The following is a 22409-nucleotide window of genomic DNA, read 5'->3' on the forward strand; positions in this document are numbered from 1 at the left end:
CCCTTTGTAAAAAAATAGCTGAGACGCACGCTTTGATCAAAAGCCTGCATCTTTCGAGTCGCTTCGGCTGTGCCGGAGAAGTTGGCGCGGGTCAATAACACGCAGGTGACAGAAAGAAAAGGGGGTGACGCCCGCTATGGGGCGTTCCCCCTGTATCTCTTGGCAAACCGGCTTCCCGGTCGAGTTGAAAACGGTTCAGTCCGGATCAAGATCACTTCCGCGAAAGCCCTTCGCGATCACATAAAGTTCCGGGCTTTCCTTGCGACTTGCCGGCGGTTTCAGATGGGCGACCGATTTGAATTCGCGTTTCAGGTCGTTAAGCAGTGCATTTTCCGTCCCGCCCCGAAAAACCTTCGCCAGGAACGAGCCACCCGGAACGAGGTTGCGTCTCGCGAAATCGATTGCGATCTCGAAAAGATGCGTCGTGCGCAAATGGTCGGTCTGCTTGTGGCCGGTGGTCGGCGCCGCCATGTCGGACAGAACGACATCGGGCTTGTGGCCACCGAGCGCTTCCAGCAAGGCGGCTGGAGCATCGTCGTCCAGGAAGTCTTTTTGCAGGAATGTCGTTCCTCGCACGTGGTCCATTTCCAGATAGTCGATCCCGACCACCTTGGGCGCTTCCACGGAGGATTGTACCCTTTCCACCGCAACCTGACACCAGCCACCCGGTGCGCAACCAAGATCGACCACCCGGTAACCGGGTTTCAGCAATTTGTGCTTGTCGTCGATCTCTATCAGCTTGTAGGCGGCTCGCGACCTGTAACCATCCATCTTCGCGCGGCGCACGTATGGATCGTTCAATTGCCTCTGCAGCCAACGCGTGGAGGATTCGCGCCGACCAGCGGACGTCTTCACCTTGACGTGGAGACCTCGGTCGCCTGTTCCCTTTTTGCCCTGACTCATGTTTTGTTCCCTTGGCGCCCGCGATTATGCCGGGAGCCGTTTTTGCGGTGCGACCAGACACCATCGGCCGCCATCAATTCTGTAAGAATGCCTTCGCGAAGTCCTCTGTCCGCGACGCGCAGACGTGAGCAACTCCAGCGGCGGCGGATTGCTTCCAGGATGGCACAACCTGCCAGAACAAGATCAGCCCTATCCGCACCAATGCATGGATTATCTACGCGTGCCTCATAAGGCATGTCGCGCAGCTGATCAATCATTCTGGAGACGTCTCCATCTTCCAGCCAGGTACCGTCGACCCTGCGCCTGTCATAACGTTTCAGGCCCAGATGGACACCGGCCAGTGTGGTGACCGTACCAGATGTTCCGAGCATATGGACCCTGCCCGACGCGATAGCTTCTGTCAGGTTATTAGCAAGATTGAACGCTGCCAGATGTTCGGCGGCATCTTCAATCATGGCTTCGAAGATATCCGGTGTCACGTGAACACCGCCGTGCCGCTCTGCAAGGTTGACGACGCCGACCGGCAACGAGATCCAAGACCGGATGAAGCGGGTCAATGCATAGCCCCGAGCGCCACAACGGTTGCGCAGGTCCAGCCAGACTATCTCCGAGGACCCTCCGCCGATATCGAACAGAATCACGCCATCGGCGTCGTGATCCACAAGCGAAGCGCATCCGGCGACTGCCAGGCGGGCCTCTGTCTCGCGGTTCACGACCTCGAGCGCCAAACCTGTCTCCGCCTTCACCCTTTCGATGAAGTCAGCTCCATTTTCGGCTGCCCGGCAGGCCTCTGTCGCGATAAGCCTTGAGCGAGCAACCCCTCTGTCGGCAAGTTTCCGGTGGCATTGGGCAAGAGCATCGATTGCCCGCTCCATGGCCGCATCGCTCAACATTCTGTTCGAGCCGACACCTTCTCCGAGGCGCACTATTCGGGAATAGGCGTCGACCACACGAAATCCACGATCTTCAGGTCTGGCGATCAAAAGACGGCAATTGTTGGTCCCAAGATCAAGCGCGGCATAAAGCGGTGAGTTGTTCCTGCCTGCAGACCGATCGAATGGTGCGGAATTACGAGAACCGTCGACCTGTTCCTTCCGGCTTGCCGACGGGCGATTTTCACCATCCCGTCGCACACGCAATTCATGATTACGGTGGGAGGGGGTACTGGTATTCTTTTCGAGTGTCTTTGAGCTGACAACGATGTCGCCATCGTTTGTCCTTGCAACAGGTGCTGATTCTGCTCCGTTGGCGGACTGTTTGCGCCGTCGGCCGCGTCTACGGGCTGCCTTCTTTCCCTTCAGGCTCGTCGTGGTGTCAGGTTGTCGCTCCGCACCATCCTGGTTCAGTCCGCCTGCCTGGACGTTTTGCGCGCCCTCACCAGTGGCTGCCCGCCCGCGCTTCCGTTTTTTGCGACGTTTCTGGGAAGTGGACGCACCCTCACCCTTTCGCGCAGGCTGTTCCTGCGCGGCGAGTGCTTGATCGACGGGTCCGGTCACAGCACTGGACGGATTTCGCCCGTCCGTATCAGGCACTCCGTTGACGACACCGTTTGCCTGTGTCGCAGAGTTGCCTTTGGGGCGCTTGCCAGACTTGCGCTTTCGGCGTCGTCTGGATGTTCCCCCGGGCTCCCTGGGAGCCCCGCTGGTTCCGGACACATCAGGGGTACGACGCCCTTTCTCGGGCGGTTCCTGACCTGACTGAGTCACGTTTTTGCCTTTCAGATCTCCAGTGCTGCCGCCGTTTTTCAAGGGGCGCTGCTGGGGACTGCGTCTTTCGTTGACAAAACTGTAACAGGTTGCCCCTCGTCGGAAAAGCTTTCCTTGAAACGAATGCATACAGTCTTTCGCGAGACTTTCCACAGGCATGCAATTTCACAAAAAAGTCGTCGACGGGTCTTGCAATCGTGAATGTGATGGATGTATATGCGGCACACCAATCGAGAGCGACCAATCATTTCGCCCTGTACCGACGATTGGCAGCTCGCCTTATGAGCATTGTTGGGGAATAGGTTAACGGTAGACCCACGGACTCTGACTCCGTTAGTCCTGGTTCGAATCCAGGTTCCCCAGCCAATCTTTTCTTCTGAAAAACTAGCCTGATGCTGAAGACACACGTGTCCGTGTCGGTTTGCATCTAGTTCCGTTCGATCAAGTCGCTTGCCGTCTGATTACCTTGCTGGCACAGCGCAGTGCGCCATTTGCATGGGCAAGGCTTTCCCAGCCGAAGACCAGCTTGGGATCGAAGCCGAGATCCTTCCAGATCCTGGCGTTCTCCGCATCGAATTCCGTGAATCTGCTGTCTTCGCCGAAGCATGGCAACCACATGATTGGTTTGCCATTTCCCTCTCGTAACGCATTTTCCAGAAGAACGTTGTTGTAGAGCCGCGGTCTGACTGCGTTCTTTACGTCGACCCCAAAGGGAACTGGATTGCGGATGATTTCGAAACCCTGGTCCCTCAACCAATGTTCCGACGCATCGAGAAGTCTCTTTTCCCGCTTCGCCTTGCTGATGGCTTCTGGGGCCACGGCCACCGGGTCTGCCAGCAATAACAAGTGCTTGCCGTTGTGGCGCAAACCTGTTGGAGAAACATATCTGTCGACATGGCTTTCGCACCGCTCAATGGTCGTAACCAGATCCGGCCGCAAATGAGAAAATGAAAGGTCTACGAGCAAATCATTCGCTGTTTGCCAGTCCAGGTCTCCCTCACGGTTAGAATCTGCAGTGTTCTTGCCGACCCCGCTTTCTTGAGCATCGACGGCGGGCTTTTCGAACAGGTCTTGTCTTCGGTATCCCCAATAGCAGACAGGTCTGTTATCGAGTTCACCGATACGCCGATCTGCGGCAAGCAAAGTGCTGTCACCGCGATACTTGCTGGAGGCTGATCTAAGCCGGCTTGTGTGACCGATGAGACGAAAGCCCTCACCAACGATCTGGTCTCCACCCGGCAAAAAGAGTGGCAGATCGTGGCAGGAGACAGAAAGGTGTTCGGCCAGTAACCCCGGCAAGTTGCCCCTGGGCCAGTCGCATGCTGGAGCGGCAATCCGCAGGTCGTTGCCTCGCATTTGTACCAGTATGGAATCCTGTGCCCAAATATCTGCACTTTCAAGCGGCCTAGCGCCTGCCACGACAATGTCATAGCGACACTCGGTTTGTGTTTCGATCCAGTTTCTTGCAGCCACCTCGTTAAATGAATCTGCAAATACCAGGATTGAAACGCTCGAAGGCATGGCCTTGAGCAAATTTCCGATCGCGGCGAGTATCTTTTCGGCGTGAGGATTGCCGGGATCAAAAACCTTTTGAGGTAGTGAGATCGCTATCGTTTCAATCAGACCGCCACAATCCGGCACGATTGACCATGTGGTCCTGGCTTTTACAATCTCCATTTTCATTAGCTGTCACCTGCCGAGAACTTCTTTTTCAAGTGACTTGAGAAAAAGGGTGTTCTGTATTTTCCAACTGTCCTGACCATCATGCGTCTCAATCTCGATGTTCTCTTTCAGATTGGTCAGGAGCTTTTGAGCATCTTGCCGTTTCAAGCTCTGCTCGAACTCGGGCAGGCACTTCAGAAAGTGAGCGCTTTCAGCTTCGGAAAGTCCTGTTTCGCTCAGCACGCGCACCCAGGTTCGCGTGGAAAAATGCAGACCGGTTGCAGCTTTCAGCAATGCATCATGTGCGCTTTCGGCAATGAACCCGCCTTTCAAAGCTGCAGACAGCGTCGCCTCCGCATCCACCAGCGCCAGTGTCAGCGGGCAATAGCCCAGTTCTGCCGGAGCGTGCGAAACAGCAACATCCGCATCCGATTGACGCCTTCCCGCTTGGTAGTCTGCAAAAATCGCCCCGACACCAACCATCCCGAATGGGAAACACTCTGCAGCCCGTAATGCGCCCATGCTGGCTGCGCCGTACACCCTGCACCCCTCCTGTAGGGCGAACAGGATTTCCTTGTGCCAGACAGAAGGGGTGGAGTTGAAGTAACCATCAATCAATCCGATCACGCGGCGCCCCTGCCCCACGGCTCGCAGAATGTCTCCGCGTGCCGCAGGTGGGAATACGTCCAGGTCGTCAAAAAGATCGCCGGCCAAGCCGTGAACGCTCGGTCCTGCAAAAACGACGGGTTTCAACATGCAGTGCTCAGCACTTCCGTCGTCAGCAGTATCGAGTTCATGGACATTTCGGAGAAGCTGCCGGAATGCGCGTCAAGGCCTGTGACGATCGTCCTCACCACGTGAACGTCCGGGACCGGCGATTTGAGCGGGAACATGTAGGCATCTTCAATGCCGGCCGCCCGCATCAGCTTCAGGACATCCTGCCACCCCATGGACGACTGTCTTGCAGGGCGGAACTCAGCCTCAAGTTTGGCAAGAGGAATAAGTGGTGGCTGGTTCCTGGCTACGCCATCCTTGGACTGCTGAAAACGATCCATCGCAAGGTCGTCGCGCGCACCGGCGATGTCCGTCAGACGTGACTGCACCGCTTCAAGCAAGGCTGCGAGTATCGCCTCGGCAACGTTCGTCCGGCAGGCAATTCCGGCAGGAGCACGCGAAATGACACCGGATGGCCCATTCACCTGCCTAGAGATGACAGCGGCAATGACCGGAAGTTTCACGCGTCCTGGAAGGGCGTAAATGTGAAGATCAAGCCCGGCTTTTGAGACCTTCTCCAGAATGGCGTCTAGATCGGCGTTCGCGCCCTCGTAGTCGGTGACCTCCCGGATATTGTTGACGAACAAACCGAAAGTATCGACCACACTGGACGCGTCATGTTCCACGAGCTCAAGCAGGGCGTGTTCGATGGCCTTGTCGATCGAGAAATGCGCCGCCAACCCCTGGGATGTCATACGGAAGGCATGACGGTCCCAAGGCATGTCGCTACGCATGTCCATCCCGACCAATTCGTAGGGCGCGAAGCGTTGCTCGCCGGATATCAGGGACGTTCCAGGAACCCAGGCGCGCTGGCGGGTCGGATCGAGCTGATGCGGGTTGACCCTTGCTAGATCAAAGAACGGAATGACGCTCCTTTGCTGGCGCGCCATGTCTTCGATCGTCGCGAACTCCGTGACGTGCTGTCGCGGTTGTTCGGCGACAGCACATTCCACGGCTTCCATGATCGCTGAAATCTTCGCCTGATCGTCGGTCACACCTTTTCCCTGGGAAACGGAAAGAGACCTGGAATTCGGCCTGGTTGCGAACCAGACCGGTATCCCGATCGTGTCCAGCCCGGTGATCTCACCCAATCTGGTAATGCCGAAGCTGCGCAGGAATTGCGGAGAGAAAGGATCGGATTGCACAGCGAATACCTCCTGTAGCGGTGCGATTTTGCCAGTCAGGCCGCCTTCCGGATCAATCGTCCGAAAGCACGGCATCCTGAAGCGTGTCGGGATTTCCGGAATCAGAACCGGAGCCGGTCTTGGAAACCGGATCCTGGATCGGCGCCCAGCTCATTCTGTTGAGGTCCCAATCGCTGTCATCGACATCAGTGAGGAATGCAAAATCGACATCCGAGATCGTGCTGCCCTGCTTGATAGCCTGGTAGATACCTTCCGACTCGACCTGGCTGAGGCTTGTTTCCGGATTGCCGTCACTTTCGGCGAACAGAACCCGGGCAGCAGCGGCGATGCGTGCATAGCCGTCGACACCGGCGTTTTGCGCTTCGTAAGCCAGAATTGTCTGGTGCGACACACGAGATACGCGCAGCGGATCCATCCGCAAAAAAACAACACCGTGACCACGTTTTCCGATCACGTAAAATGACGAATTAGGCATAATATTCTCCTGTAAATGGGTTTACTTAATCGAAGCCGGCGAGTTTCAGACCTTCCAGAAAGATCTTGCTGTTCTCTGGGTTCTTGTCTGGCATGAAGCGACTGATTTCCTGCGCGGTCATCCCCGGATAAACATCCATGAGACGCCGTGCATATTGTCTTGCGCTCTCAATTTGCCCGTCTAGAGCGAGGCTTGCCGTCAGGATTCGCAATGCAGGTTCCTCGTCATCCATCTGCTTGCACAGCCGGACGGCCTCTGCGTAGTCGGCCAGCTTGAAGGCGATGCTCGCACCCGCCCACCAGTAGATGTCCGGTGCAAGTGGATTGAGATCGATCGCGTGCTTGAAACGGTTCCAGGCGTCCTTGGGCTTGCCGAAATGCGCAAGCGCATCTGCGTGCTGTATGAGCAGATCCGAAGAGTTGGGGCTCAAGGTCTCGGCTTCCTGAAACTTGGCCTCCGAGGTCGTGTAATCACGTTGATAAAGCGCGATGACCGCAGCCATCCAGTAGCCGATACCGGCCGTCGAATCGATCTCGATGGCTGCGTCCGCTTCCGCCTTGGCGCGGTGAAGAAGGTGCGGATCCGTCCCCCCGAGAAGCAACCATTCCAGCTGCATCGTCTGCGCTATGCGAGCGCGGGCGATGGACAGGTCCTTGTCGTACATGAGGCCTTGCCGGAATTCCTTTCTGGCCCGGCGAATCATGCTCAAATTACAGGTCTTGATGAGGTTCTGCCCCCGCAAGACGTGCAGATAGCTCTGGGCATTTATCGATCGGCCGGAGTCGAGCATCTGTCGCTCGATCTGCTGGGCGAGATTGGCTGCCACGGTTTTTGCAAGAAGCCGGAAGGTATAGTGAAGGTCCTCCGGCTCCATCGAATACTCCGCAGACCAGATGATCTCCCCTGTGCCGTCATCGATAACGGTAAAGGAAATCTTTTGGCTGCCCGGGAGCAGAAAACTCTGCACGGAGTAGTTGGACCGAATTTTTTCCCAGTTGCTTACATTGCCGCCGCGAAAGTCACGCATCGTACTGAACGGCGAGACCACGACAAATGTCTTGAACCTGGAGAAACTGTTCGCGACATCCTCGACGAATGCCTCGGCAAGCTGCGCATCCGGATGTTGATCGATGTGGCGGGGCGACGAAAAGGCAACGCGCGGAACCGGTGGTTTGGGAGGTGCCGGACGCTCCTCAACCGGTTTGACCCCCGTCGGTGCGACCCAGACTGTTCCTGAAGGCTTGCTGCTTGTATTACCAGGCACACGAGGCAAGGCAGGATTGAGAACCGAATTCATCAACCGGTCGATACGATCGACACCATCCTGATCGCCACACCTGCCATAAGCTTTTGAAATGATACGATAGCATTCGGGGCTGTCAGGTTCGAAAGCCAGAAGCCGATCAGCGATCTTGCCGATGTTGCCGCCACGATCCGCTCCAAAGCGTGTCGTTTCCTCAAGGGCTGCTGCTGCTCTGTTAAACAGTTTCTCCCTCAGGCTCGCGCGCTCGGTCAGCAGCCAAAGGTTCAGCTGTTCACCTTCGAACTCCATGCCATCGAGCAGTTCGCCGGTGAACTGCTCTATCCCGGCCATCATGCCTTCAAGATCGGTTGCCTTGCAGGACTGGAGAAAAGCGGCCAGGTCGGAACTTTGTGCCCCGGGACCAAGACTGATTCTGGTCTGGGTTGTTTCAATGAGCGGTCCGGCTTCGGGCTGCTTGCTTTGAACCCTCACAAGCAATTGCCTGAGGTTTGCCATGGCCCTGGTTTGGGCGACATCCTCCCAAAGCAGGGCAGCCGCCTTTTGACGCGCAAGCTCGTTGCCAGGAACAAGCAACAATACTGCAAGCAACGCGTATCCCTTGGCAGGAAACGGGGTATTCCGCGAGTAATACACTGACGGAACGCCAAGTAGTCGAATATTAGTGGCTGAACTACTTTTATTCATCACGCTGCCCCCTGGTAATTTTTTCTAACACAGTTCCCCCCACAGAAGAACACCACTGCCGTGACGGAGTCACGCCTGTGTGACGGCGCTATTGGGAATGTAGCTTTGCCGAAGGGACGAAGAGTGATCACACTTCGCGGCCAATAGCAAAAACTACGTATTATCAGATAGTAAGGAAACCATTCATGTCTGGTAAGATCTCCTTCAGGAGGACCTATGCAGGGTACGGAGACAATGTACGACCATTTGAGAGGGCTAATGACATAGGGTCCGTTATTACGGAATTTCTTTGGTACGAAGGTTCCCCATTTTATCCTCTTGGCGATTTGATCTCCGCAAATATCAGTTCTGTCTGGCTTGGTGCGGGAGAGCCGACGAAAGACGACGAAGACAATCTGGATCTCGTTTTCAAAATGCCTGAAAGCGACGGGGGCAATTTTTTCGAAATCGTCCTCAGGTCGAACGGTGGCACTTCTTATGGTGGCTGGGCCTGGGGTCAGGATCTGGAAGTAACTGACACAGTGGTTTCCGGTCACAGAGTGCTTGTCGCTCATGCAAACGAACTTAGTGTATTTCTCGAATATTCTCTCGAAAAAGGAAAATACGTTCAGAGAAACGTAGAATCCGATTGCAGGATCACGACTTCTACAGTCAGAAAACTGACGAAAATGGCAAAGAGACACTGAATTTTTTAGGAATAACTAGGTACACCGAGCATATTTGAGGTGAAAACGCCACTTTTGTTTGAGGCTATTGAAAGGATTACCCGTTCAAAGAAGTTCGTTCATCTTCTTTGAAAGCCCGGGCCGCTCCCGGAAGCAACTGATTGTATCCCACCACAATCGCTTCCGGGGGCGGTCTTGTTCGTTCAACCAACCCCAGAAATTCCAAGATGCCCTTGGCTAACCAGCCTTCCGATCGGTGCTTTGTCGTGTAGCGGTTTTCAGTCGGTTGAACCCCATGGAGAGATGTGCTCGCCTAATCAAGGCCGCGGCCTGGAAGTCTCCAAGTCGCACAGCATTCGAAATTTCCGCGATTTCGCCGCAGAAGATGGCAACCTCTGTTGGCAGGTCCTTCTCATCTATCAAAGTCAGCCAGATGCGACAGGTCTTGTAGAACAGCTTTTCAGAAACTTCGCGCAGCGGCATGTTCAGTGTGAGCTGCAAAAAGGCCTGAAAGAAATCGATATTGAGTCGGGCAAAAACCGCACGATCCGGCGTTGAGCTCAATCGCTCCGCCCGAATTTTGAGACTGTTGAATGTGGCTTCCAGTTCAGAATCGAGAGACCGCGTGGCCAACCTGCCGGTCAATTCATTCAGCTCAAGCCTGAGTTCATAGACCTGCGCCAATTCTTCCAGATCCACTTCAGTCACCAGTGTGCCTACGCCTTGCTGCGACAACAACAACCCGTCTGCTTCGAGTATCTGCAGCGCCTTGCGCAATGGCGAGCGACTGACACCGAATTCGGATGCCAACGCCTCTTCACTCAGTTGCGTTCCGGGCGGATAGACAAGCATGCAGATCCGATCTCTCAGAACGGAATACATGATCTGAAACCGTTCCTGAGCGCTTGCAGCCTGGTTCAACAGTTCTGCAACGTCGGCCGTCGCTGTTATGTCCTGATCGGTCATGAGGCCTGTAACAAGGTCCTTTCCAGTCCCGTGAGCATGTCGAGACATTTATCGAGCTGGTCAACGGCCAGATATTCATCAGGCTTGTGCGCCTGTGCGATGGAGCCCGGGCCACAAACCACAACAGAAAGCCCCAGGGCCTGAAACAACCCGGCCTCGGTGCCAAATGAAACGACATCACACAGGTTCGCGCCAGTGAGCGATGTAACGATGTCCCTTGCTTCGTTTTCCGGCATCACGGCCAGTCCGGCGACTTCTCCAATAATTTCGGTGACAATCTCAGCGTCGGGATAAACGGACGTCATTTGAGGCAACAGCACGTCTTGGCAATAGGCTTCCAGGGCAGACTTTATCTGAAGTGCGTCCTGCATCCGAACCGGGCGCATTTCCCACTCCACCGCGCAATGCCGAGCAATGACATTGCGTGCAGAGCCGCCGTCTATCCGGCCAACCTGAAGTGTCGTCCACGGCGGTGAGTAGCGCTCGCTGTCCGGACCTGACTTGTCCTTCATGGTTTCTGCCAGTTCCATCATCCTGGTGATGAAAGCGGCGGCGACGTGGATAGCGTTGACCCCCTTGTCCGGTTCGGAGGCATGCCCATCGGTGCCGTGGAACGCTGTCGTATATTCGTAACACCCCTTGTGCCCCTCAATGACCCGCATTTCCGTCGGCTCACCGATAATCGCTACGGAGGGACGAATATCACTGCGCTTCAGTTCCTCAACCAGATGCCTGGCGCCAAAGCAGCCGACTTCCTCATCATAGGTCAAGGCGACATGCAGCGGCCGTTTCAGGTCGAGTAGCGCATAGTCCTGCGATTTCGCGAGGACCGCAGCGATATAGCCTTTCATGTCGCAACTGCCTCGCCCGTACAACAAGCCACCTTCTTCGCGCATCTGATACGGGTTGCAGGCCCACTCTACGGGATCTGCCGGGACGACGTCCGTGTGCCCTGACAAGACAATTCCGCCGGAGACATTTGGGCCAATTGTTGCGAACAGGTTGGCTTTCTTGCCGGTCGCATCCTTGGAAACCGTCACTTGAGCACCAGCTTCACGAAGCAGGGTCGCGGCAAAGCTGATCAATTCAAGATTGCTGTCTGCCGAAACCGTCGGAAAACCGATCAGGCGATCCAGTATGGAAATCGTCCGGGTCAACAAGTCCGAGCGCATCTGCACCTCATGACTTCACGAACAATCTGCGCGGCCTGTTGCACAGGCATTCTGCAGGTCCGTTTTCCTTGATGAGGATGCTCTCGGTGATTTCCAGTCCCCACCCATCCATCCAAAGCCCCGGCATGAAGTGAAAGGTCATGCCGGGCTTCAGAACGGTGTTGTCTTCTTCGCGAATGGAAATTGTGCGTTCGCCCCAATCAGGTGGATAGGAAATGCCGATCGGGTACCCTGCCCGCGCGCCACGCTCGATCCCCGCGGCCTCAAGAGGCTTCGCCAAAGCACGTGCGATGTCACCCGCGGTATTGCCGGCCCTTGCGGTGTCCAGGCCGGCTTCGAGGCCCTCGACCAACGCCTTCTCGGCATCAAGCAGGTACTGTTCCGGCTTGCCAAGAAAAACGGTGCGGCATAACGGGGCATGATAGCGGCGGAAACAGCCGGAGAGTTCGAAAAATGTCGCCTCCCCTTCCTGCATGAAACGTCCGTCCCACGTCAGGTGAGGAGCGGACGCATCCGCGCCACTGGGAAGCAGCGGCACGATAGCCGGGTAGTCCCCCCAGGCGTCGTCCAATCCTCGGATGGCGTCGGCGTAGATCTCTGCAACAAGGTCGGCCTTGCGCATACCCGGCACAACACGCTCCAAGACGCCGTCCATGATTTTCTCGGAAATCCTGGCTGCCTTGCGCATGAACACGAGTTCTTCGTCGGATTTGACCGCCCTCAACCAGTTGACCATGCTTGTGGCGTCGATGAATTCAGCGTTCGGTAACTCACTTTGCAACGTCAGGAACGCCTTGGCCGAGAAGTAGTAGTTCTCAAGTTCAACGCCAATCTTCTTGTTTGCGTATCCCCTCAATTCCAGCAGCCTGGCAAGGTCCTGCATGGGGTGGCGTTCAGACGACTGAATGAAATGATCGGCGTAGGAAGCGACGCGTGCGTCGTCCATCCAGACGGTTCGACGGGCACCATTGGCATCCTGCCTGCGTCCCCACCAGATCGGTTCTTCGTCCAGAAAGACAACGACCCCCTGATGCACATAGAAAGACCAACCGTCATAGCCTGTGGTCCAGGCCATATTGGAAGGGTCCTCGAGAAACAGGACATCTATTCCCCGTTTGGACATGTCGGTACGGACAAGATCGAGACGGCGTTGATACTCGGCACTGCTGAAAGGAAGGTCGTGACCTGGCATGATTGGGCCTCGTCGTTTATTTGTACACAAATAAGAACTCAGCCATTTCAGAAATCAAGAAAATAAACACATCCGAATATCATCGCTTGCACTTTTTGGGTCATTTGTACACAAATGAGAATGTTCCCCCTTGCAGGATCTTCATGATGACCACGAGCGATACCGGAAACAGTCCATGCAACTGACGCTTACGGATATTTTCGAAGCGCGAAGAGCCATCGCCGGGCGAGTGGTCAGGACACCCCTCCTGCCCTCGCGATTCTTGACAGAACAAACCGGACAGCCATTTTTCCTGAAGATGGAGACGATGCAGCCAACAGGCGCGTTCAAGTTGCGCGGTGCAACGAATGCGGCCCGCAATGCGCCCGAAGGCACCACGACGCTCACATGCTGTTCGACCGGAAATCATGGCCGCGGTGTTGCCTATGCGGCACGGGAACTTGGATTGAAGGCCGTGATCTGCATGTCATCCCTGGTTCCGCAGACCAAGCTGGATGGCATCAGAGCCCTTGGGGCTGAAACTCGGATCGTCGGCAACAGCCAGGACGATGCCCTTGCCGAGTGCCGTAAGCTGGGTCAGGCAACTGGCGTCTTTGAAATCTCACCGTTCGACGATCCATACGTGATTGCAGGCCAAGGCACCATCGGGCTTGAGATTCTGGAAGATGTTCCAAACCTCGACACCCTTTTGGTTCCCCTGTCGGGAGGCGGGCTTGCCGCGGGTGTCGCGCTTGCCGCAAAATCCATTAACCCACAGGTCCGTGTTGTCGGACTGACCATGGACAGAGGCGCGGCGATGAAGACATCGATCGACGCCGGCCGGCCAGTGGAGGTGCCAGAGGTGGCAAGCCTCGCGGATTCGCTTGGAGGCGGCATAGGCCTCGACAACCGGCTTTCGTTCGCAATGTGCCGGGATCTTCTGGACGAGATCATTCTGGTAACTGAAGGCGAAATCTACCGGGCCATGCAGGCTCTTTACTACGAGGATAGTCATGTCGCGGAAGGCGCTTGCGTGGTTGGCATTGCAGCAATCCTGGCCGGAAAGCTGACCGCGCCAAAAGGTCCGGTCGCAACGATTATTACGGGTCGAAATGTCGACATGGTTCAATTCACAAAAGTCATGACCGGTCAGGACGTTATGCTTGGGGACTATCTGTTGGAGGGAAAACCTTATGGCGCATGAAATCAGGTTGGTGAACGAGGCCGATCTGCGCCGGGCTGTTCATCTTGATCTTGAAGTCATCGACTGCATTGAAAAAGCATTTGCAAAGCTGGCAACCGGCACAGTCGTTATGCCTCCCGTGCTGTCCATGGCCCTGCCGGAGGTGAATGCGGAAGTTGATGTGAAAACCGCCTACGTGCCAGGTCTCGACGGTTTCGCGATCAAGGTATCTCCCGGCTTTTTCAACAACCCTGCTCTCGGGCTTTCAAGTCTCAACGGGTTGATGGTGCTTTTTTCGGCGCAAACCGGTCTGGTTCAGGCTGTCTATCTGGACAATGGTTATCTGACCGACATCCGAACGGCTGCAGCCGGAGCGGTTGCGGCGCGCCACCTTGCGCCTGCAGTCGTTTCAACGATCGGCATTCTGGGAACCGGCGTTCAGGCCAGGTTGCAGCTAATTGCGGCGGCAAAGGTACGGCCCGCGGAAAGGGCGCTGGTCTGGGGACGAGACCGTGACAAGGCCAGAGCCCTGGCAAAGGATATGACTGCAGCGCTCGGGATAGACGTGGTCGCAACCGAGGATCGGCAGCAACTGGTTGCCGACAGCCAACTTGTCGTCACCACGACCCCTGCGAAGGAGGCTATCCTGGGTGCGGATTGTCTGCATCCCGGCTTGCATATCACTGCAATGGGATCTGATCAGGAGGACAAGAATGAACTTGCCCCGGAGATCCTGGCTAAGGCCGATGTCCTGGTCTGCGATCGAATAAGCCAATGCGAAAAACTCGGAGAGCTGCGTTCCGCCCTTGCGACCCGCACCTTGCAGGATGTGAGCCGTGTACGTGAACTCGGTGAGATTGTTTCAGGCAAGGCGCAAGGCAGGACTGGTGATGCCGATATCACCGTCTGCGATTTGACCGGCACCGGCGTTCAGGATACGGCCATTGCCACGCTTTCTCTTGGCAAGGTCAAGAAAGCAAATGCGGGCACGATGCTCGTTTCCTGAACCGGCAAGAGACATTGATGCTGAAACTGGACAATCGAGATCTGGAAATCCTGAAGGTACTTGCCGAGGAAGGACGCATTTCCAAAGCGGATCTCGCAAAGCGTATTAATCTTAGCCCGAGCCCGTGCTGGAAGCGCCTTGAGAGGCTTGAGGCTGCTGGTATCATCGAGGGATATGGCGCGCGTTTCTCGCTCAAGAATCTCGCGCCTCATGTCACCGTTTTCGTGACGCTCGAACTGGAACATCACCGCGCCGAATATTTTCAGGCCTTTGAGCGGGCAATCCGCAATTGCGATGAAGTCGTTGCCTGCTGGGCGATCGGTGGCGGGCTCGATTATTTGATGCAGACCGTCACGCGTGACATCGACAGCTATCAGCGGTTCATGGATGCCCTGCTGGACCGCGGCCTTGGCGTCGTTCGCTACTTCACTTACGTGGTGACAAAACCGGTGAAACAGAGCGCTGCTCCAGCACTCGATATGTTGCTGGCCGGGATGCTTGGAACAGATACGACTGCTGAACACTCCGAATAAGAACGAAACGGCTACCAAGCTTGTCAAGAAAAGGCGTTTCGTTCCCGGGTGCTATTCTAGGCTCTGCTCACCACTTTGGAGAGCAACGCCATGCAGTCCCGAATCCTTGCCGAGACATCCCTTGAAAGCTCGCTTTTTCACCTGATCGACAACCGTCACCTGGTAAAGCACTTTGCCTATGTCGGTGGACGTTGGGCAGCAGCAAGTGATGGCGCCGTGTTTCAGGTAATCGATCCGGCGGATGGAAGTCTTCTTGGGGAAGTGACATCTCTTTCCAGCGCCCAATCCGCCGAAGCCATCGATGCCGCCAATGACGCCTTTTCGAGTTGGTCCACCTTGCTGCCTCAGGAAAGGGCATCCTTTCTGTTGGCCTGGCACGACTTGATCTTGGAAAACAGGGAAGATCTGGCACGTCTGATGACGCGTGAGCAAGGAAAACCACTTTCGGAATCCCGCGGCGAGATCGATTATGCAGCCTCCTTCGTATCGTTTTACGCCGAAGAGGCCAAACGGCCGAATATCGAGAGCATCACTTCCCACTTGCCTGACGCAGAGATGGAAGTCTGGCGGGAACCTGTTGGCGTTGCCGCATTGATCACGCCGTGGAACTTTCCATGCGCGATGATCACACGAAAAGCAGCTGCCGCACTCGCCGCCGGCTGTACCGTTGTCGTGCACCCTTCACAGGAAACGCCGTATTCCGCACTCGCCCTGGCTGAACTTGCTGACCAGGCTGGGCTTCCGGCAGGTGTTTTCAACGTGCTTCCCGGGAACGCGGAAGACATCGTGAAACCGTGGATGTCAGACCCGCGCGTCAGGGCGGTTTCGTTCACCGGATCGACGGGTATCGGACGGCTTCTTTATTCGCAGGGTGCTCAGACTGTAAAACGACTTGTGCTGGAACTCGGCGGTCACGCCCCCTTCCTCGTGTTTGCAGATGCTGATCTTGACCATGCCGTCGATCAGGCAATCGCCGCGAAATTCGCAACATCCGGTCAGGATTGCCTCGCGGCAAATCGCATTCTGGTTGAAAGACCGGTCTACCAGGCGTTTTGCGAAGCCTTCACCAACCGTGTTGAATCTTTGTCTGTCGGACCTGGGCTTGAAGACCCTGACATCGGTCCGCTGATGCATGAACGGGCGGTTGCCAAGCAGGAGGACCACGTTCGAGATGCACTCGCACGAGGTGCGCGCCTCCTCACCGGTGGCCACCGTCACGCGGCCGGCCCATTGTTTTTTCAGCCGACCGTTCTGGCGGACACTCCCGCTGATGCATCGATTTTCCGGGAAGAAACATTTGGTCCGGTGGCAGCCCTGTCAGCCTTCGATAAGGAGGAGGACGCCATCGCACGGGCAAACGACACCGAATACGGCCTTATCGCCTATCTCCACACGCAGGACCCGCGCCGCATCTACCGTGCAAGCCGCGCGCTTCAATATGGCATGGTTGCCGTCAATCGCACAAAAGTGACCGGCTATCCGATCCCCTTTGGAGGCGTGAAACAATCCGGCCTTGGCCGCGAAGGTGCCCGCTACGGACTGGAGGCCTTCACCGAAATCAAATACGTCTGCCGGGACTGGAGCTGACCTGGCCCAACCAACACTAGAAGGACTTGAATATGCTCAAGAACGACCAACTGGATGCCTGGGACAGAGAGAACTTCTTCCATCCCTCGACCCATCTTGCCCAACATGCGCGCGGAGAGAGCCCTAACCGGATCGTCACCGGTGGCAGCGGCGTCTATATCGAAGACCGTGACGGCACCAAGCTATTGGACGCATTCGCCGGACTTTATTGCGTCAACGTCGGCTATGGCCGTTCCGAAATTGCTGACGCCATTGCGGAGCAGGCTCGTGAATTGGCCTATTACCACGCATACGTCGGCCACGGCACCGAAGCCTCCATCACGCTTGCACAAATGGTGATGGAGCGAGCGCCCGACCACATGTCCAAGGTCTATTTCGGACTGGGCGGATCTGATGCGAATGAAACCAACATCAAGCTTGTCTGGTACTACAACAACATTCTCGGCCGCCCGGAGAAGAAAAAGATCATCTCGCGCTGGCGCGGCTATCACGGCTCGGGCCTGATGACCGGTTCTCTCACAGGCCTCGAGTTGTTTCACAAGAAGTTCGATCTGCCGCTTTCACAGGTTCTGCACACGGTCGCGCCCGACTATTTCCGCAGGGAAGACCTTTCCCAGTCCGAAGCAGAATTTGTTGCCTATTGCGTTGCTGACCTGGAAGCCCTGATCGAACGCGAAGGCGCTGACACCATTGCAGCCTTCATTGGCGAGCCGGCCCTTGGTACGGGCGGGATCGTACCGCCCCCAAGCGGGTACTGGGAGGCCATTCAGGCCGTGCTCAAGAAACACGACATTCTGCTGATTGCAGATGAAGTTGTTTCAGGCTTTGGACGTCTCGGCACGATGTTCGGGTCAGACCACTACGGTATTCAGCCGGATTTCATCACCATCGCAAAAGGCCTGACATCGGCATATGCTCCCCTGTCCGGCTCCATCGTTTCCGACAAGGTCTGGAAGGTGCTGGAGGACGGTACCGACGAATTTGGTCCGATCGGCCATGGGTGGACCTATTCCGCACACCCGATCGGTGCCGCAGCCGGCGTTGCGAACCTCAAGCTTATCGACAGTCTCGGTCTGGTGGCGAATGCCGGATCCGCAGGTAGCTACTTCAAGAATGCACTTACGAATGCGCTCGGAGATCACGCCAACGTTGGCGACATCCGCGGCGACGGTCTGCTTTGCGCGATCGAATTTGTATCGGACAAGGCCAGCAGAACCTATCTCGATCCGGCAAGCAAAACCGGCCCACAGGTTGCAGCTGCCCTGTTAAAGGAAGGCGTCATCGGCCGGGCGATGCCGCAGGGTGACATCCTGGGGTTCGCCCCTCCCCTGTGCATTTCTGAAGCTGAAATCGACAAGGTTGTTGATGCAACCGTGAAAGCAGTAAAATCCGTCTTCTAAGAAGCGGCACCACCAAATAACAAAGCCCGTCGGAGCAACCCGGCGGGCTTTTTGGTATCTTCGGTAGGAAAGCTGCCTATCCGGCTTTCGCGGCCTGTCCCATGAGTGCCGGTACTACTTGTTCCGGTGGCCCCATCATCGCAATCTGGCCACCTCTGAGCACAACCACCCGGTTGGCCATTTTCATGTGGCTAGGCCGTTGGGTATTGATGAGGATAGTCGCCTTGCCCTTGAGTTCCTCGATCATCGCCATGAATTTCTTGTCGCCCTCGAAATCGAGATGCGTGCCCGGATTGTCGAACAGATAGAGCGGTGCCGCCTTCACGAAGGCACGGGCCAAAACAATTCGCTGCTTCATGTTGTCCGGGATTTGCTTCAGGACCTCGCCATTGAGGCGCGTTTCAAGTCCATTGAAGTTCTCCTCCAGGTAGGACAGCAAGCCAAGTTTACCGGTAACCTCGATCAGACGTTCGTCGGTAGCACCCGGATCCGACATCAGCAGATTCTGTTTTACCGTGCCGTAAAAGAAGTCGAGATCGTCGGGTGCATAGCCAATGGAAGAGCGCCACTCTGCGGTATCAAGCTGGCGCACATCCAGACCGTCAAACAGGATGGAACCCACCTGGGGCTGGAACAAGCCGATGACAGCCTGGAACAACGCGGTCTTGCCCGAGCCGCTCGGGCCCGTGATGGCAACGGTTTCGCCTTCCTTCACCGTCAGCTCAAGGCCCTTCAGCGAGGCTTCCGTTGCCCCTGGATACCTGAGGACAAGTGAGGACACTTTCAGATCACCGCGAATGTCACGTGTGATTTTCGGCAAATGCCCCGGCTCGCGCTCGAGCTGCACTTTCATGAGGTTGTTTATCTGTTCGATCACCGTGCGGCTTTGCGCGAGCTGCGTGATGCTGAGAAATGCCTGGTTCATCGGGTTCAGAACCCGCCAGCTGAGGGCCATTGTGGCAATCAGGGCGCCCAGGCTCATTTCTCCTTCCATGACTCGCATTGCCCCGATCCCCAGAACCAGGACACCACAAATGGTCATCAGCGTCTGTGACAGTGTCTGCAGCACATGCGTGATATGACGTGCATGGATGTTGAGTTTGTTGAAGTTGGTGGAAAGCGCCGAAAATCGCTCCAGCCAGGTATCTTCTACAGAAAGGTTCCTGAGAGCCCTCTGGTTGCGAAAGGTCTCGATCATGAAACTGTTGAGTTTCGACTTCTGCTCGCCAACGGCAGCGACTTCGCGCTGGACCTTCGGCAGGACATAAACGGCCAGCAGCGTGTAGATGGTCAGCAGTGCGAGCGGCGGCAGCGCAACAGGTCCGCCGATCAGGAAGATCGCGACAATGAAGATCAGCGTGAAGGGAATATCGACGATCGCGTTGAACAGCGAACTCTGGAATATGTCGCGCACGCTGTCGAAATAGCGCAGCCGCATGACCTGGGTGCCGATCGGCGCTTCGGACAGCATCGCATATGGAAGATGCAGTATGCGCTCAAAGGTCTTGTTGCCGACAATCGCATCAACCCGTCCGCCGAGATAGGATTGTAGCCATGTCTTCATTCTGCGCAGCGCAACTTCGCACAGAAGAATGATTCCAACGCCGACCGCCATGGTCAGAAGCACTTCAGTCGATTTTGCTCCCATTGCCTTGTCGTAGATCGCCATGATGAACAACGGCGGTGCAAGAGCGAGAATGTTGAGAACAAAACCGAGGGCCAGAATGGAGATGATACTGGTCCGGAACCGTTTGGATACGGTCGAGAACCAGCTTCGGTTGTTTTGAACCTGCCCCTGTTCCTCAGTGTCTTCGGCCGCGAGATAGATCTCGTTTTTCAGAATATCCGCAGCAGGAACTGAAATTGCCTCTCCCTGACGGCCGGAATAGGCGCGAAACTCACCCGTTCCGGTTTTTCCAACGAGAACCTGAACGTCGTCCCTGGTTACACGCAGACACGGCATCTGTGCATGGGTCAGTTCCCCGGCACTTCCATGAAAAGGTGTCGTCTTGACTGTCAAGCGGCTGAGGACGGTCCGCAAGACCTGGAAAGTTTCAATCCGGTCGAAGTGCGGCAATGCCTCGAACAGAAGCCGGTCATTGCCCTGCCAGCGCATCTCCCGCAAAAGCGGGATCAGGCACCTTTCAGCGGGCGCCGCACCGTCATCAGGAAGTCCTAGCCGGCTTGTGGCGGTCCCATCGGCTGCCAGTTCGGCCGACAGACCGCGCCACTGGCGGTGCACGGCGTTGTCGGCAGCGTGGACATCTTCAAGGTTGAATAGCGGTCTGCTCACGCCGGCATCCCCATTTTCTGAGGTGTACCGGTTACGTTCATCGTGCCGAGGTCATGCACGCTGCCGTCCCTGAGTTCGTATTGGTGATCCGCGACTGCCAGCATGGAAGGACGGTGGCTGATGATGATAACCGTCAGATAGCCCTTCAGACGGATGAGCGCATCGACAAGCGCCTTTTCTGCCTGTTGGTCCAGTTGCGTATTCGCCTCGTCCAGGATCAGGATCTTCGGCTCGCCTGCCAGTGCCCTTGCAATGCAGATACGCTGCAAGGTAGCTGCAGGAACCTTCCCGCCCAGGTCTGACCCCAGCTGCGTTTCATAACCGCGCGGCAAGAGATGGATTTCCTTTTCAAGCCCGATCAGCTTTGCCGCCATACGCGCATGAGCGATGTCGGATACGGCACCGAACATCGTGATGTTTTCAAGGATCGTGCCGTTGAAGATAGCAGACTGGTTATCGACATAGGCAACGGTCTTGCGTAGCGCATGCTGGTGGAGGCCATCATAATCCTGCCCGCCGATCATGACCTTGCCGGTCGTCGGCGTCATTTCACCGGTCAGCAATTTCATGAGTGTGGACTTGCCGCTGCCGTCCGCACCGCGGAAACCGACGAATTGTCCAGCTTCGATTGTCAGGTTGATGTCCTCGAACACCCGGCGCTGGCTTTCGCCCAATTCGACTGACACGTTGATCAGGTGAATGGAACCGTCGGTATCGACCGTCAAAGGCTCCTGTTGCGCTACCTCCGGCAGCTTGAAGAGCGAATTGACCTGAGCGTAGTCGTGCTTCAGTCGTTGCATGTCTGTCAGTTGGTTGATCGCGCGAAGGAAAGGCTGCACGAACTGACCGGACAAGAGTGTGCTGGCAGCGACACCGCCGACGCTGAAATTGCCATAGATGGCCATCAACGCGCCGCAGATGACCACAAAGATAGTCGTGAGGGTTCCGAAAAGTGCGGACGCATCCCTCGCCTGGCCGGACAAGCGCATATATCTGGAGCTGAGCTCTGCCGTTGCCCGCTGCAATCGCTCGAAGCGGCGCATGATCAGTGCTTCCATCGCCTGGGACTTCACGGTCTTGGCGCCGGACAGTACCTCCAGGATGAAATCGGATTTGCGATCGTCCTGATCTGCCCGGTCGGCGACAACCTGCTGCAGCACCTTGTTTCTGTTGAGGGCAAACAGCATGAAGATGCCCAGCAAGGTGATCGGCACCAGAGCCAGCGGCCCTGCGATGAAGATGAGCGCTGCCAGGAAGATACCCCCCGCAGGCAGGTCGATGGCGAGAAGGCGGTTCTGGTCGCCATAGTGATCTGCAACCGATTGCAACGACCGAAGCTGGTGTACCTGGACGGAAACAGGCGTTTTGGCAAACTGGGAAGGCTCGGCATCAAGCACCCGGCGGAAAAGTTCGGTGTGCGCCTGATGATTGAACCCTGCCCCGAGCCTGCCGACAACCGCGGTACGGGTGACCTTGATGACGGCATCAGCAATTAGAACGACAGTCACCCCGAGGATGAGCACAAGCAGCGTGTCGGTGGAAGCATTTGGCAGAACGCGGTCATAAACCTGAAGAATGGCCAGCGGCATCGCCAGCCCCATGATATTTGCAAAAACGGAAGCAACTACAACGTCGCGCGGCAATCCGGGCGAAGAAATCCAGCGTCCGGACGGAGAATGCCGGATCCTCAGACGAGGCAAAAAGAAAGATGAAAATACCGATTTCAGCATATGCGGGCCAGAGTCGTGTAGCTACTCGCTCAAACTGTGCTGATCGGGTTTAAAAAGCGTTTACCCTACGCCGTGTTTCCCGAATTTTAT

At 56.1% G+C, this 22409-nt stretch carries 18 protein-coding genes and 1 tRNA gene; 7 read left to right on the forward strand and 12 right to left on the reverse strand.

The window, feature by feature from the left end:
- Positions 1 to 195: 195 nt before the first annotated feature.
- Together Q666_RS56855 and Q666_RS66590 are read right to left on the reverse strand one after the other, a co-directional pair.
- Entirely contained in the window at positions 196 to 903 is a 708-nt protein-coding gene (locus tag Q666_RS56855; RefSeq protein WP_022998673.1) for an RlmE family RNA methyltransferase, read from the reverse strand.
- A complete protein-coding gene (locus tag Q666_RS66590) occupies positions 900 to 2558 on the reverse strand; it encodes a Ppx/GppA phosphatase family protein (protein ID WP_286133746.1) in 1659 nt (552 codons plus the stop codon). Before Q666_RS66590 ends, Q666_RS56855 begins: the two co-directional genes overlap by 4 nt.
- A gap of 343 nt (positions 2559 to 2901) precedes the next feature.
- Between Q666_RS66590 and Q666_RS56865 the strand changes: the two genes are divergently transcribed.
- Positions 2902 to 2975, forward strand: a tRNA-Gln gene (locus tag Q666_RS56865).
- A 75-nt stretch (positions 2976 to 3050) separates the two neighbouring features.
- Here the strand turns inward: Q666_RS56865 and Q666_RS0133900 are convergent.
- From Q666_RS0133900 to Q666_RS56885, 5 genes are read right to left on the reverse strand one after another with little or no spacing between them, the layout of a single operon-like run.
- Positions 3051 to 4292, reverse strand: coding sequence for a hypothetical protein (locus Q666_RS0133900; protein ID WP_022998675.1), 1242 nt, complete (start codon positions 4290 to 4292; stop codon positions 3051 to 3053).
- 6 nt (positions 4293 to 4298) lie between these two features.
- Entirely contained in the window at positions 4299 to 4985 is a 687-nt protein-coding gene (locus Q666_RS56870; RefSeq protein WP_353608497.1) for a TfuA-like protein, read from the reverse strand.
- A gap of 35 nt (positions 4986 to 5020) precedes the next feature.
- Positions 5021 to 6190 (reverse strand): YcaO-like family protein, encoded by a 1170-nt coding sequence (locus Q666_RS56875; RefSeq protein WP_035909488.1) that lies wholly within the window; start codon positions 6188 to 6190, stop codon positions 5021 to 5023.
- A gap of 52 nt (positions 6191 to 6242) precedes the next feature.
- Positions 6243 to 6665, reverse strand: a complete 423-nt coding sequence (locus Q666_RS56880; protein WP_031268516.1) for a hypothetical protein — start codon at positions 6663 to 6665, stop codon at positions 6243 to 6245.
- A 25-nt stretch (positions 6666 to 6690) separates the two neighbouring features.
- The gene (locus tag Q666_RS56885) at positions 6691 to 8517 is read right to left on the reverse strand and encodes an SARP family transcriptional regulator (RefSeq protein ID WP_152533426.1); all 1827 of its coding nucleotides are present in this window, start codon (positions 8515 to 8517) and stop codon (positions 6691 to 6693) included.
- Positions 8518 to 8798: 281 nt separating this feature from the next.
- On the opposite strand from Q666_RS56885, the gene Q666_RS0133905 reads away from it, so the two are divergent.
- Positions 8799 to 9299: a hypothetical protein gene (locus tag Q666_RS0133905; protein ID WP_031268520.1), complete on the forward strand. Its 501-nt coding sequence runs from the start codon at positions 8799 to 8801 to the stop codon at positions 9297 to 9299.
- 216 nt (positions 9300 to 9515) lie between these two features.
- Here Q666_RS0133905 and Q666_RS56890 read toward each other — a convergent pair whose 3' ends face one another.
- From Q666_RS56890 to doeA, 3 genes are read right to left on the reverse strand one after another with little or no spacing between them, the layout of a single operon-like run.
- Positions 9516 to 10244, reverse strand: coding sequence for a GntR family transcriptional regulator (locus Q666_RS56890; RefSeq protein WP_022998681.1), 729 nt, complete (start codon positions 10242 to 10244; stop codon positions 9516 to 9518).
- Positions 10241 to 11416 carry an acetylornithine deacetylase gene (gene argE, locus Q666_RS56895; RefSeq protein ID WP_022998682.1) on the reverse strand — a complete coding sequence of 392 codons (1176 nt, stop codon included), beginning with the start codon at positions 11414 to 11416 and terminating at the stop codon, positions 10241 to 10243. Before argE ends, Q666_RS56890 begins: the two co-directional genes overlap by 4 nt.
- Before the next feature lie 7 nt (positions 11417 to 11423).
- Positions 11424 to 12608 (reverse strand): ectoine hydrolase DoeA, encoded by a 1185-nt coding sequence (gene doeA / locus Q666_RS56900; protein ID WP_022998683.1) that lies wholly within the window; start codon positions 12606 to 12608, stop codon positions 11424 to 11426.
- Between the two features lie 175 nt (positions 12609 to 12783).
- On the opposite strand from doeA, the gene eutB reads away from it, so the two are divergent.
- The 5 genes from eutB to Q666_RS56925 all read left to right on the forward strand — a co-directional run bounded on the left by eutB (position 12784) and on the right by Q666_RS56925 (position 18296).
- Positions 12784 to 13791, forward strand: coding sequence for a hydroxyectoine utilization dehydratase EutB (gene eutB, locus Q666_RS56905; RefSeq protein WP_022998684.1), 1008 nt, complete (start codon positions 12784 to 12786; stop codon positions 13789 to 13791).
- Positions 13781 to 14776 carry a cyclodeaminase gene (locus Q666_RS56910; RefSeq protein ID WP_022998685.1) on the forward strand — a complete coding sequence of 332 codons (996 nt, stop codon included), beginning with the start codon at positions 13781 to 13783 and terminating at the stop codon, positions 14774 to 14776. Before eutB ends, Q666_RS56910 begins: the two co-directional genes overlap by 11 nt.
- Positions 14777 to 14793: 17 nt before the next feature.
- Positions 14794 to 15309, forward strand: coding sequence for an Lrp/AsnC family transcriptional regulator (locus Q666_RS56915; protein ID WP_022998686.1), 516 nt, complete (start codon positions 14794 to 14796; stop codon positions 15307 to 15309).
- A gap of 90 nt (positions 15310 to 15399) precedes the next feature.
- On the forward strand, positions 15400 to 16896 hold the full coding sequence (locus Q666_RS56920) for an NAD-dependent succinate-semialdehyde dehydrogenase (RefSeq protein ID WP_022998687.1): 1497 nt from the start codon (positions 15400 to 15402) through the stop codon (positions 16894 to 16896).
- A gap of 32 nt (positions 16897 to 16928) precedes the next feature.
- The gene (locus Q666_RS56925; protein WP_022998688.1) at positions 16929 to 18296 is read left to right on the forward strand and encodes an aspartate aminotransferase family protein; all 1368 of its coding nucleotides are present in this window, start codon (positions 16929 to 16931) and stop codon (positions 18294 to 18296) included.
- A 76-nt stretch (positions 18297 to 18372) separates the two neighbouring features.
- On the opposite strand, the gene Q666_RS56930 is transcribed toward Q666_RS56925, so the two are convergent.
- Positions 18373 to 20589: an ABC transporter transmembrane domain-containing protein gene (locus Q666_RS56930; RefSeq protein ID WP_022998689.1), complete on the reverse strand. Its 2217-nt coding sequence runs from the start codon at positions 20587 to 20589 to the stop codon at positions 18373 to 18375.
- Positions 20586 to 22319, reverse strand: a complete 1734-nt coding sequence (locus Q666_RS56935; RefSeq protein ID WP_081713347.1) for an ABC transporter transmembrane domain-containing protein — start codon at positions 22317 to 22319, stop codon at positions 20586 to 20588. Before Q666_RS56935 ends, Q666_RS56930 begins: the two co-directional genes overlap by 4 nt.
- Positions 22320 to 22409: the final 90 nt, after the last annotated feature.

It is taken from the genome of Labrenzia sp. C1B70 (genome assembly GCF_000475395.1).
GTDB classification, from domain to species: Bacteria; Pseudomonadota; Alphaproteobacteria; order Rhizobiales; family Stappiaceae; genus Roseibium; species Roseibium algicola.